Origin of the sequence: Paenibacillus sp. MBLB1832 (assembly GCF_032271945.1) — a bacterium.
Lineage (GTDB): Bacteria > Bacillota > Bacilli > Paenibacillales > NBRC-103111 > Paenibacillus_E > Paenibacillus_E roseopurpureus.
Genome location: NZ_CP130319.1, coordinates 5,223,971 through 5,236,369, shown reverse-complemented (window position 1 = coordinate 5,236,369; position 12,399 = coordinate 5,223,971). Strand labels below are relative to the sequence as shown.

Sequence of the window (12,399 nt, the reverse complement as noted above, 5' to 3'; positions counted from 1 at the left end):
ATGACCATGATCATGGTCATGGTCAAGAGCGGATAGAGGGGAGAGAACCAACTTGACTCAACATTTAAGCATGCCGATTGAAGCAGCAGATCGAGCAGTAGCAAATAGGAGAAAAAGAAGTGCTGCTCAACGCTCAGAGATGTGGTACGCCTACTTATTTATTCTGCCGATGGTAATTGGCTATATAGCCTTCCTACTTGGGCCGATCATCACGAGCTTTTATATGAGCCTAACCGATTGGTCACTCGTGAAGGAATCGACTTTCATCGGACTGGCAAATTACCGAAAACTGATGTTTCATGACCCCGTTTTCTGGGACACGGCCTGGAACACGCTTTATTTTACCATTTGCTTAGTTCCGCTAAACATTATGATGACGCTGGGATTGGCACTGCTCATGCAGAAAGCGATTCCAGGTATAAGTTTCTTTCGTACAGCCATTTTCACGCCAGTTGTTACCTCCATTGTGGTCTGGGCTGTTGTCTGGAAATATATCTTGGCGACCGATAATGGCGTATTGAATATTGTCTTAAGAATGTTTGGCATAGAGGGACACGCGTGGCTATATGACATGAAATTGGCCATTCCTGTCATTGTGGTAGTTACACTGCTCAAAGGACTTGGAATGAACATGGTTATTTTTATCGCTGCACTGCAAGATGTGCCCAAAATGTACTATGAAGCGGCTAGAATAGATGGATCTTCGCCGTGGCAAACGTTCCGAAATGTGACCCTGCCATTGATTTCTCCATCTATATTCCTTGTTACCATCATTACAATGATCGGCTCGTTGAAGGTATTTGGCCAGATTTTTGTCATGACGGATGGAGGACCTGGTACGAGTACGTATGTGTTTGTCTATTATATTTACCAGCAAGCCTACAAAATTTTTCAATTTGGTTATGCCTCGTCTATAGCCTTCGTCTTATTTTTCATCATTCTGGCGCTGACCATTCTACAATGGTTTGGTCGGAAGAAGTGGGTGCATTATGAAGATTAATAGCAGCGTACGTGTTAGACAAACCCTTTCATTGACTTTCAAGTACGGGATACTACTACTCATCTCAATGGTTATTCTTCTGCCTTACCTGTGGATGGTTACAACATCGCTAAAAGATTTTTCCAAGATCTTTTTGTTCCCTCCCCAATGGTTGCCGCATCCGATTGTTTGGGGAAATTATAAAGAGCTGTTTACCAAGAGCCCCTTTCATCTTTACATGTTTAATAGTTTATATATCGGTGTGCTTGTTACAGCGGGTACTTGCCTATTCGCATCACTTGCAGGGTATGCTTTTGCTAAGCTCAACTTCCCATTTAAGAACGTTATCTTTCTCATGCTCTTGAGCTCTATGATGATTCCAACGGAAGTGACGTCAATCCCACTGTTTACGTGGTTATCGAAGTTGAATCTGGTGGATACGCATTTCCCGTTAATCTTCCCACCGATGCTTGGCGCAGGCGGTATGTTTGGTGTCTTTCTATGCCGCCAATTTTTCATCACGATTCCAAATGAACTCGACGAAGCGGCCAAGATTGACGGCTGCACGCCACTTCGTACGTTTCGAACGATTATGTTGCCGCTTGCTACACCTACTTTAGCTACATTAACCATTTTTACATTCCTGCACAGTTGGAATGAATTCTTTGAGCCGCTTGTTTATTTGAACACGAGTAAGCTATATACGATTCCTCTAGCCTTATCGTTGTTCACGAACGAAGCCGGTACAGCTTGGCATCTTGTCATGGCTGCTGCCGTTGTATCAACGTTACCATTGCTCATGGTCTTCTTTTTTGCACAGAAGAAATTCATCGAAGGAGTGGCGCTAACAGGATTGAAGTAAAAGGATAAAAGGCCTGAGGCAAGTCGGGTTTGTCTCAGGCCTAAATTTAACTAACGAATGGAGGAAGATGATATCATGAATAAGAAGATGAGACAAGGAATAGCTCTGTTCTTAATGCTAGCCATACTAACGCTAGCTTGGTCACCTGCCTCTCCCGCTTTTGCGGCAGATGAGTATGATGGACTTCGAGATAAATGGCTAACGACGATTACCGGCGGCACAGCCGTGAATACCTCGGATCCACAAATTGCTGCTAAAATTACTCAAATTGAAAGCGCTGTCACAAATTCTTCTTCTACTGGTTACTGGGACACTTTAGACAAGAGTGGGTCTCGTACGTATCTTTGGAGCGATGTGGCTAGTCTTTCAACGCAATCCGATCATATCCGAATTAGCTATCAGCGGCTTCGTGATATGGCAGTAGCTTTGAAGACGACGGGATCAAGTTTACTCAATAATTCAGCACTTAAGGCAGATATTATAAGTGGGCTTGATTGGTTATACGCAAATTACTACAACGAAGGTCTCACCAATCAGACCCCTTATGACAACTGGTGGGATTGGGAGATAGGAACCCCGCTTCAACTGAATGATGCTGTTGTCCTGTTATATAATGATCTAACATCTGCACAACGAACCAATTATATGAATGCAGTCAACCGCTTCACGCCAAGTCCAAGTCAGACAGGGGCTAACCGTGTTTGGAAAGCGCTTGTGGTTGCTGTTCGCGGCGTCATTGTTAAGGACAGTGTGAAGATTGGAGGTTCCAGGGATGGATTAAGCAGTGTATTTAATTACGTCACGAGTGGGGATGGTTTTTATACAGATGGATCATTCATTCAGCATTCCAAATTTCCGTACTCTGGTGGTTATGGTACTTCGCTGCTTCAGGATATAGCCAGACTGCTTCATTTGCTGAAAGGATCGACTTGGGACGTCACCGATACAGATGTGCAGAACGTTTATAATTGGGTGTATGACAGCTTTAGGCCCTTCATTTACAAAGGGGCAATGATGGATATGGTTAGGGGTCGACAGATTTCTCGCTCTAATGACTCTGACCATGCCTCAGGACATAAAGCTATCGCTGCAATCACCAGGCTTACGCAAGTGGCTCCAACAGGGGATTCTTTAGCATTTAAGAAGATGATTAAATACTGGATACAGAGTGATACGAATAATGATTTCTACACGGATCCGGCAATTACAATCAATATGATTACGATAGTCAAATCGATCATGGGAGATTCATCCATTACACCTAGTTCTGAATTACAAGGCTATTTTCAATTCCCCTCCATGGATCGAACCGTGCATCTTAGGCCAGGGTTTGGTCTTGGGATCAGCATGTATTCTAACCGTATTTATAATTACGAAGCTATCAACAGTGAAAATAAGGAAGGCTGGCATACGTCTGACGGAATGACCTATTTGTATACGAGCGATTTATCACAATTCGGTGGCGATTTTTGGCCTACCGTTGACAACTATCGTCTTCCTGGGACAACTGTTCTGCAGAACACCAAGCCGAGCAGCGGTCAAGTAAGTGATAAAAATTGGGTGGGTGGTGTTGATTTTCAAGGAACTTATGGGGCTACAGGAATGGAGTATCATGAATATGGTACCGCACTGCAAGCCAAGAAATCATGGTTCCTATTTGATGATGAGGTCGTTGCGGTGGGGAGTGGAATCACGAGTACGGATGCCAAAGTAATAGAAACGATTATTGAGAACCGCAAGCTAAATACAAGTGGTAGTAATACGTTCAAAGTGAATGACGAGACAGCGGAATCAACCTCATTGACCTTAGGTACGCAAACCTATTCGGGTACGAATTGGATGCACTTAGATGGCAATGTAACAGGGGGCAGTGTCGGCTACTTTTTCCCAAGCTCAACGACCGTTAAAGCCCTGCGATCTAATCGGACCGGTAGTTGGAGTGATTTGAATGCCGCCGGTTCTACAACAAGTGTAAGTAATAAGTTCATGACGTTGTGGATCGATCATGGCTCTAATCCAACGAACGGCAGCTATGCGTATGTACTGCTGCCTAATCAATCCAGTACCCAGACTAGCGCCTATGCAGCTAATCCGGAGGTTACGATTTTAGCTCAGGACACAGATGCTCATGCCGTAAAAGAAAATACGCTTAACCTCGTTGCTGCCAACTTCTGGAGTGATATCACCAAAACTGTGCAAGTTGACGGTGCTAATTATTTAACCAGTAATAAGAAAGCGTCTGTGATGGTGAAGGAGTCCGGCACTGATATTGAAGCCTCTGTCTCAGATCCCACACAGGCAAATACAGGCACAGTTACGATTGAAATTAATAAGAGCGCCAATTCAGTCATTTCCAATGATCCTCAAGTTACCGTTATACAAACGACCCCTACGATCAAATTTACTGTCAATGTCAACGGGGCAAATGGGAAAAGCTTTAAGGTGAAATTTGGTCTAACGGGGGCAAGTTCGGTGAAGGTGGATAACAGCAGTTCGTCTGTCGCATATACAGGTACATGGACACATAGCAGTGATGCTAATTATTACAACAGTACGAAATCTGTTTCCAATACCACAAATTCAAACGCTGTGCTGACCTTTACAGGTTCTACGATTCGCATATTTACGAAGAAATTGTCGGCAGGAGGTAAGTTTGACGTCTATATAGACAACAACTTTGTTGCAACAGTAGATACGTACTCTGCAACGGATCAATATCAAGTTAAGGTCTATGAGAATTCAACGCTCTCCAACGGTTCGCACACCGTTAAGGTTCAATTAGCGGGGCAGAAGAACGCAAGTTCTACAGGACTTTACATCGGTTTAGATTATTTTGAATATCAGTAACAGACTTATTGAATAGAGAAAAGCGTGCAACATGAGGAGTAATCCTATTGTTGCACGCTTTTTTTGTTGAATGGTAGTTTTCTAAGAGGTATCACCTCAATCTGGAGCAAATCTGTACCTCTGGGTCTACTTGCATCGATTAGTTCACTGTGAGTTCATTAATATCGTTTATAGTAGCGATAGTAGCTTAAATACGAGCTTGTATCGTACCTATAATTTTAAAACTGAAGGAGTGTCATTAAAGAATGGACAACATGAAACGATGGGACGGCATACTGATCTTGATTATGGGGTTGGCAGCAGTTCTCAATGTGTATAATATCTGGCATGAAGGCTTAGGAAATACGTATTATGCGGCCACCGTGAAAAGCATGCTGCATAGTTTTCATAACTTTTTCTTTGCTTCTTATGATCCAGCGGGCTTTATTACGGTAGATAAACCGCCAGCAGCTCTGTGGATACAAACGATTAGTGCGAAAATATTTGGTTATCATGGGTGGGCGCTTATCCTTCCGCAGGTGTTAGCAGGTGTAGCGTCCGTTGGGGTATTATATGCGATTGTGAAGCCAACCTTCGGTAGGACCGCTGCATTAATCGCAAGTGTAGTACTGGCCATTACACCCATCTCCGTGGCAGTAGCTCGGACGAATAATGTAGATACGATATTGGTATTCTTGCTTCTTCTGGCTACGTGGAGCTTATTCAAGTCCGTACGTAACGGAAAGCTGGGTTGGTTGCTTCTTACGGCCGTTTTTGTTGGAATCGGGTTTAATGTAAAAATGCTGCAAGCCTATATGGTTGTTCCGGCTATCTATCTTTTCTATGTATTGGCTTCAAAAGTATCATGGAGGAAGAAATGGACTCAGTTGGGGGGAGCCACAGCGGTGCTGTTGGTCGTATCTGTACTATGGGCAGTCATTGTCGATTCCATACCACCAGATAAGCGACCTTACATCGGCAGCAGTAAGACGAATTCCGTTCTGGAGCTTGCCTTCGGATATAATGGAATTTCACGCTTGACCGGCGAAGGTGGCCCAAGCGGTATGATAGGCGGTGGAATGCCGATTGAAGGTAAGTCCGGTCAAGGCACAAGTCATACGGAAGGGGAGAGCAAATCGCCGCCAAGCGATGTACAACCAGCGCCCGGTGGAATGCCTATGCCTGGCAGCGGAATCCCTCAATTGACGGATGTGCAAATGAAACAGCTTCGAGATGTCATGGAAAAGATGGGGATTAATGCCAATAATCCTGCTGAAATGATGCAACTGTCTCCAGAAAAACAAAGAGAACTCCAATCTGAACTTGAGAAGCTAGGAATTCAGCTTCCGATGATGCCAGGAGCTGCTATAGGTGGATCAGGCCCAAGTGTACCTATGCAGCCAGCTAATGATATGGGTATCCAAATGCCAGCTAACGATGGGATGCCCACAGGTGGTGGTATGGGAATGTCCACGGGTAAGAAAGGGCCATTCCGTTTGTTTCAAACTGAGCTCGGAGGTCAAATAAGCTGGTTATTAGGCTTTGCTCTATTGGCAGCTTTTAGTTTATTCGCAGATATTAGACGGCGCAGACAGCTTAACGATGAACATAGAGAAGCCATATTCTGGTACGCTTGGTTGCTTCCTATGATGGGCTTTTTCAGTATCGCAAGCTTTTTCCATTCGTATTATTTATCCATGCTTGCCCCTGCGATCGCTGCCCTTACAGGCATCGGGCTAACGACAATGTGGAAACAATACCGCGAAACAACATGGACGCAATGGATTTTCCCTGTTGCTATTATCCTAACATCTACGATTCAAGCTATTCTGATTCACCAAAGCATGATTCAATCGGGATGGGCCTATGCAGTTGGCGGTGCTGGAATAACACTTGCGATCAGTATGGTAGTAGTGAAAAACGCTGGTGAAGGACTTAAGAGAACGATAGCCATCGTTTCACTGACATCGTTATTAATTGCTCCACTTTACTGGTCCATGACCCCAGCCCTATATGGAGACAATAGCATCCTTCCGGAAGCCGGTCCACAGCTTAAATCTTTTGCTGGAATGAATCAGATCTTAACACAGCAGGGGGATCCTAAGTTGGTTCAGTATTTGAATGCGCATAACAACGGAGAAACCTATTTAGTTGCCACCGCAAGCAATATGTCAGCTACGCCGATTCAATTGGAGACGGATAGGGCAGTTATGATGTATGGTGGCTACTTAGGGAGTGACCCTGCAGTAACAGTTGAGAGGATTGAACAGTATGTGAAGAATGGAGATATTCGCTTCTTCTTAGTCTCAAGGATGGGATTTGGTGATAATCAAGATATCACGAATTGGATAGTTGAGAATTGCGAGGAAGTACCTGCTTCCGAATGGCAATCCGATGTGAATTGGTCATCAAGCATAGGACTACCCATGACGATGAGCGGCATGAATAAGTTATATGTTTACAATGGAAAATAAGGGGATGTGGTTTCAAGCCGCTAGATTCGCAGTGGTAGGAGTCGCCAACACGGCCATTGACTTCTTGGTATTCTTCCTTCTGACATACGCAAGGCACACTTCGGTTGCAGCTCAGATCATTTCCTATGCTGCTGGCACCTTCAACAGCTTTTTATGCAATCGGAAATGGACTTTTCGCGTAACGAAACGTGCTACAGGTAAGGAAATCATTTCATTCCTCTCTGTAAATGGTCTCTCGCTGCTCGTGTCCATTATATTGCTTGAAGGGATGCAGCAAATCTCTGTGTTTCCTTTAATCATATGCAAGGCAGTAGCAACCGCGGGGAGCTTAATTGTAAATTATCTGGGAACACGCAAATGGGTTTTCCAGACAAGGAGTGAATAAAGATGAGAATAAGAAAAGCGGTTATCCCTGCAGCAGGACTAGGCACAAGGTTTCTTCCCGCCACGAAAGCCCAGCCCAAAGAGATGCTTCCCATTGTCGACAAGCCTGCGATTCAATATATTGTAGAAGAAGCGGTTCAAGCCGGAATTGAGAGTATAATTGTCATTACAGGACGCAATAAGCGGGCGATTGAGGATCACTTTGATAAATCTGTAGAGCTGGAGGACTCTCTTTACGAGAGTGGCAAGGAAGACATGCTTAGAATCATCCAAGATATCTCTCAACTGGCTAACATCCATTATATAAGGCAGAAAGAGCCGCTTGGCCTTGGTCATGCCGTTCTGTGCGCACAACAATTCATTGGAGATGAGCCTTTCGCAGTTCTTCTCGGTGACGATATTATGGTTTCCCCGAAACCGGCGCTCCGACACATGATCGATGTTTTCGAACAAACCAATAAAGAAGTGATTGGCGTACAGCCAGTCGCTCCTGCCGACACGGGGAAATACGGCATCGTGTGTCCTCATATCAGACAATCTAGCCTTCCAAAGGAACCATTCCTCATCAGTGATTTGGTTGAAAAGCCTTCTTCAGACGAAGCTCCTTCTAACCTAGCTATAATGGGGCGATATATACTCAAGCCAACTGTATTTAAAGTGCTTGAGGGGATCAATCCAGGCAAAGGAGGCGAGATTCAATTGACGGATGCCCTCAGCAAACTTTGTAAATCGAATTCTATGATAGCTATGCCACTATTAGGCAGGCGTTATGATGTAGGGAATAAATTTGGATATATCCAAGCCACAATTGAGCTTGCGCTTGACCGTCCCGAGCTAAGGGCCGAACTATGGCCGTATCTAGTTCATCTCGTAGGGGCGAAGGAGAACGTTACCTGGGCAAGTAATGGGTAGGAGGATTCCATGACCAGAATATTAATTGCGGACGATGATCCGAACATCCGCGAACTTGTTCGCGTGTTCCTGAGCAAAGAAGGCTTCGACACGATAGAAGCTGTAGATGGCGTTCATGCCCTAGAACAAATGGAAAACACCAAAATCGACCTAGCCATCGTAGATGTCATGATGCCAAGAATGGATGGCTTCCAATTGTGTGAAGAGCTTCGGGAGAGTTATGACATGCCCATCATTCTCTTGACAGCGAAAGGGGAAACAGCTCATAAAGTTAAGGGCTTTGGACAAGGTGCCGACGATTATATTGTTAAACCGTTTGTAGCGGTAGAACTCATGTTGCGAGTGAAGGCATTGCTGAAGCGTTACCGAATTACCACCTCTCAAACTGTACAGATTGGAGAACTCATCTTGGACAGAAGCACTTACGAGGTTACTTGGAGGGAAGAACGAGTCACGCTGCCTATGAAAGAGTTCGAACTCTTGTTTCGGTTGGGAAGCTATGCTGGCAAATCTTTTACCAGGGGAGCGCTCATCGAGGCGATATGGGGAATGCAATATGAAGGCGATGACAGAACGGTAGACGTGCATATTAAAAGAATTCGCGAAAGGTACCCCGAGCATGAGGTGGGCTTCCGAATTGTGGCGATTCGGGGACTTGGCTATCGCTTGGAAGAAATTAAATGATCAAAACCTTATATGTAAGAATTGTCATGACCTTTACACTAGTCGTAGTAATTAGTCTACTCGTATCCACTTTACTAGCTTCCAAATGGTTTAGTGAAGGAGCCCGTAAAAATGTGTCTGAGGATTTATTTAGAAAAAGTCAGCAAATTCAACAAATCGTGACAGATGCAGGTCCGGTTGGAACGATCCAATTCCTTGATAAACTGGCCATACTTCGGGACTATAAGTTATTTTTATTTGAAAAAGATGGGGGAGCCGTACTTCTCGCGGATCATGCTGATTATACCGATTTTGAGCCTTTTGTTACTCGCGTCTTACATGGAGAAACGGTAAAGGTCTTTCATCCATCTCATGCACCTGGTATCGGAGAGATATCCTTGGGAGTGCCGATTCAGCTGAACGGGGAAGCTTACGCTATGTTCATTCAACCAGATTTGCTGCCCCAGCTTAAAAGTTTTCAAAGCACCACGGCCGTTATTTTACTTAGCGTACTTACCTTTGGCAGCTTGCTCATACTTGTAGCTGCTCGATATCTAGTCAAGCCTATCCAGAGAATGACGGTTGCAACTCGAGGAATTGCCAAAGGAAATTTTGAAGTTGATTTGAAAATTAAAAGCAAAGACGAGCTTGGAGAGCTGGCGCAAAGCATTCAGCATATGGCTAGGGAGCTAGGACAATTGGAGCGGATGAGGCAGGATTTCGTATCCAACGTCTCTCATGAGATGCAGTCTCCCTTGACTTCCATTAGTGGCTTTGCTCAGGTTCTTAGCAGTGAGGTCGTTAGCGAGGAAGATAGGCTCCATTATGCCCATATCATTCACATGGAAAGCCAACGATTATCCCGTCTCAGCGAGAATTTATTAAAACTGACATCACTGGAATCGGAGAACCATCCTTTTCATTCCGTTACTTACCGACTGGATCGGCAGCTTCAAGAAATCGTCCTGGCCGCTGAACCTCTGTGGGTAGGGAAACATATTGATATTGGGCTCGATGTGGTAGAAGCTTCAATTAAAGCTGATAAAGACCAACTCACGCAAGTCTGGAACAACCTGTTATATAACGCCATTAAATTCACACCTGAAGGCGGTCAGATCAACATGGTGCTCTCAAAAGTAGAGAATGCAATCGTTGTGGAGATTAGTGATTCGGGTGTTGGAATCTCAGAAGGGGATATGAAGCGGATATTCGAACGATTCTATAAGGCAGACCCGTCAAGACAATGGAAGGTGGAAGGCAACGGACTGGGACTAGCTATCGTGAAAAAGATTATCGATATTCATCAAGGCATTATCGAGGTGGAGTCCAAGCTGGGTAAGGGAACCACTTTTCGGATTAAGCTGCCTTACGGTTCATTATGAGTTCATCGAAGGGTGGTCATGTAGTTTTATTGAAAGGGGAGATCCTATATGGAAGCTAGAATCGTATATTCCGTCGTCGTGCCTGTATATAATGAGGAAGAGGTTATTCAAAAGAGCTATCGTCGTCTCACCGATGTAATGGAGATGTTAGGAGAGTGCTATGAGCTGATTTTCGTTAATGACGGAAGTCAGGACAAAACATTACAATTGCTTCAAGAAGTGGCTTCATTAGATGCTAATGTGCGAATCTTGGATTTCTCCCGCAACTTCGGGCACCAAATCGCAATTACCGCGGGCATGGATGCCTCCTTAGGGGAAGCTGTCGTCGTCATCGACGCCGATTTGCAGGATCCTCCAGAGCTGATTCCTGTCATGATTGAGAAGTGGAAGCAAGGGTATGAGGTGGTCTATGCCAAGCGCAGGAAGCGTAAAGGGGAAAGCTGGTTTAAACGGGTAACGGCTTTAGCTTTTTATCGTATCTTAAGGGCCATGACAAACGTAGACATCCCCGTGGATACGGGGGATTTTCGGCTTATCGACCGAGTTGTATGCCAAACAATGAGTTCGATCAAGGAAAAAAATAGATTCGTCCGTGGGCTTGTAAGCTGGGTCGGCTTCAAACAGATAGCTGTAGAGTACGATCGGGACGAGCGGGCAGCCGGTGAGACGAAATACCCCTTACGCAAAATGTTAAAGCTATCTGTGGATGCTATGACATCCTTCTCTGAGAAACCGCTTAAGCTAGCCAGCTATGCTGGATTCGCCGTGTCAGCCATCAGTTTCATTGGTTTCATCGTAACAATTTGTATGAAACTATTTACGGATAGCACAGTAGCGGGCTGGGCTTCACTCCTCTGCACAGTCCTATTCATGAACGGAATTCTCTTAATTATCCTTGGAATCATTGGTGAATATATTGGACGAATCTATGATGAATCGAAAGACCGTCCGCTTTACATCGTAAGTAAGAGAATAGGTTATGAGCACAATTCTAGTGTTTAAGGAATAAGCCTTTTTGCACCATTCGTATCCCATCAGAGCGAATGGTGTTTTATTTTTTGTAGGCTCTGGCGGAGCAAGTAGGTTTTACGTTACAGCGGGGTACTCTTCCGTTCTTTTAGGATGGCAGAGGGCGGTGAACCAACGAATTTACGGTACATACGATTAAAATAGGATTGATCACAATAACCGAGATCTTCGGCAATTTGACTTATGCTTTTATGCGAATGGAGCAGCATTTCACGCGCCGCAGATATACGAATTTGGTGAAGATAATCAATTGGCGGTGTTCCCATAATTTCACGAAAGGTGCTTATCACATAATTGGGGGTGCGGTCAACTAAGGAAGCCAGTTCCTCAATTCTTATTTGTTCTGTGTAGTGATCCATAATGTATTGTCGTATGGTAGTAACGAGAGCAAGCTTCTTGTAAGGGTATTTAAATTCATCAAATTCTCTACAAGCGCCAGCAAGTAATTCTTGTAACATACTGTAGCACATTGGCAAATAATAGGGCAGTTTCCCCATCCATTGCTGGGCAAGTAATTGAAAACGCTGCTTGACGTACTCGAATTGCCGTGTTTGCGCAATTGAAACTTGGTTCAGTGGCCGGAAATGCGTCAGACCTAATTCGGTAGGAGTGAAGTGCGCCGAATATTTCTGATGTGAACATCCTTCACGGGGATAAGCCGTCCTCATTACACCTGCAGGAATATAAACGATATCTCCTTTTTTTAACACTAGTTTGTGATTATTAAGTTCATAGGTGACTTCACCTTGCGTGATTAACATCAGGATGTCATACTCGGTCGGTGAGAGTGGCTTCGTCCATGCACGATCAGGTAAGTCATCATAATAGATGGAATGTAAAGAGAGCATACATATTCTCCCTTTCCGTTTTTAATAATTATATCGTAGA

10 protein-coding genes are annotated in these 12,399 nt (G+C 44.4%); 9 read left to right on the top strand and 1 reads right to left on the bottom strand.

Annotated elements, in window-relative coordinates; translation table 11 throughout:
* Positions 1–52: 52 nt before the first annotated feature.
* From MJB10_RS23630 to MJB10_RS23590, 9 genes are all read left to right on the top strand, one after another.
* Entirely contained in the window at positions 53–1,000 is a 948-nt protein-coding gene (locus MJB10_RS23630; protein WP_314799253.1) for a carbohydrate ABC transporter permease, read from the top strand.
* 217 nt (positions 1,001–1,217) lie between these two features.
* A complete protein-coding gene (locus tag MJB10_RS23625; RefSeq protein WP_314799251.1) occupies positions 1,218–1,841 on the top strand; it encodes a carbohydrate ABC transporter permease in 624 nt (207 codons plus the stop codon).
* A 75-nt stretch (positions 1,842–1,916) separates the two neighbouring features.
* On the top strand, positions 1,917–4,688 hold the full coding sequence (locus MJB10_RS23620; protein ID WP_314799249.1) for a polysaccharide lyase 8 family protein: 2,772 nt from the start codon (positions 1,917–1,919) through the stop codon (positions 4,686–4,688).
* A 245-nt stretch (positions 4,689–4,933) separates the two neighbouring features.
* Positions 4,934–7,141 carry a glycosyltransferase family 39 protein gene (locus MJB10_RS23615; RefSeq protein ID WP_314799246.1) on the top strand — a complete coding sequence of 736 codons (2,208 nt, stop codon included), beginning with the start codon at positions 4,934–4,936 and terminating at the stop codon, positions 7,139–7,141.
* Positions 7,131–7,526, top strand: a complete 396-nt coding sequence (locus tag MJB10_RS23610) for a GtrA family protein (protein WP_314799243.1) — start codon at positions 7,131–7,133, stop codon at positions 7,524–7,526. The genes MJB10_RS23615 and MJB10_RS23610 overlap by 11 nt, the downstream gene beginning before the upstream one ends.
* Before the next feature lie 2 nt (positions 7,527–7,528).
* The gene (gene galU, locus MJB10_RS23605) at positions 7,529–8,437 is read left to right on the top strand and encodes a UTP--glucose-1-phosphate uridylyltransferase GalU (protein WP_314799240.1); all 909 of its coding nucleotides are present in this window, start codon (positions 7,529–7,531) and stop codon (positions 8,435–8,437) included.
* Positions 8,438–8,446: 9 nt separating this feature from the next.
* A complete protein-coding gene (locus MJB10_RS23600; RefSeq protein ID WP_314799238.1) occupies positions 8,447–9,121 on the top strand; it encodes a response regulator transcription factor in 675 nt (224 codons plus the stop codon).
* The gene (locus tag MJB10_RS23595) at positions 9,118–10,482 is read left to right on the top strand and encodes a sensor histidine kinase (protein ID WP_314799236.1); all 1,365 of its coding nucleotides are present in this window, start codon (positions 9,118–9,120) and stop codon (positions 10,480–10,482) included. The genes MJB10_RS23600 and MJB10_RS23595 overlap by 4 nt, the downstream gene beginning before the upstream one ends.
* A gap of 48 nt (positions 10,483–10,530) precedes the next feature.
* Entirely contained in the window at positions 10,531–11,484 is a 954-nt protein-coding gene (locus MJB10_RS23590; protein ID WP_314799234.1) for a glycosyltransferase family 2 protein, read from the top strand.
* 89 nt (positions 11,485–11,573) lie between these two features.
* Here MJB10_RS23590 and MJB10_RS23585 read toward each other — a convergent pair whose 3' ends face one another.
* Positions 11,574–12,359 (bottom strand): AraC family transcriptional regulator, encoded by a 786-nt coding sequence (locus MJB10_RS23585; protein WP_314799231.1) that lies wholly within the window; start codon positions 12,357–12,359, stop codon positions 11,574–11,576.
* Positions 12,360–12,399 lie beyond the last annotated feature (40 nt).

Coding starts and splice junctions, on each gene's coding strand:
- MJB10_RS23585 (WP_314799231.1), bottom strand. CDS start 12,359: ATGCTCTCTTTACATTCCATCTATTATGATGACTTACCTGATCGTGCA.
- MJB10_RS23590 (WP_314799234.1), top strand. CDS start 10,531: ATGGAAGCTAGAATCGTATATTCCGTCGTCGTGCCTGTATATAATGAG.
- MJB10_RS23595 (WP_314799236.1), top strand. CDS start 9,118: ATGATCAAAACCTTATATGTAAGAATTGTCATGACCTTTACACTAGTC.
- MJB10_RS23625 (WP_314799251.1), top strand. CDS start 1,218: ATGTTTAATAGTTTATATATCGGTGTGCTTGTTACAGCGGGTACTTGC.
- MJB10_RS23615 (WP_314799246.1), top strand. CDS start 4,934: ATGGACAACATGAAACGATGGGACGGCATACTGATCTTGATTATGGGG.
- galU (WP_314799240.1), top strand. CDS start 7,529: ATGAGAATAAGAAAAGCGGTTATCCCTGCAGCAGGACTAGGCACAAGG.
- MJB10_RS23620 (WP_314799249.1), top strand. CDS start 1,917: ATGAATAAGAAGATGAGACAAGGAATAGCTCTGTTCTTAATGCTAGCC.
- MJB10_RS23600 (WP_314799238.1), top strand. CDS start 8,447: ATGACCAGAATATTAATTGCGGACGATGATCCGAACATCCGCGAACTT.
- MJB10_RS23610 (WP_314799243.1), top strand. CDS start 7,131: ATGGAAAATAAGGGGATGTGGTTTCAAGCCGCTAGATTCGCAGTGGTA.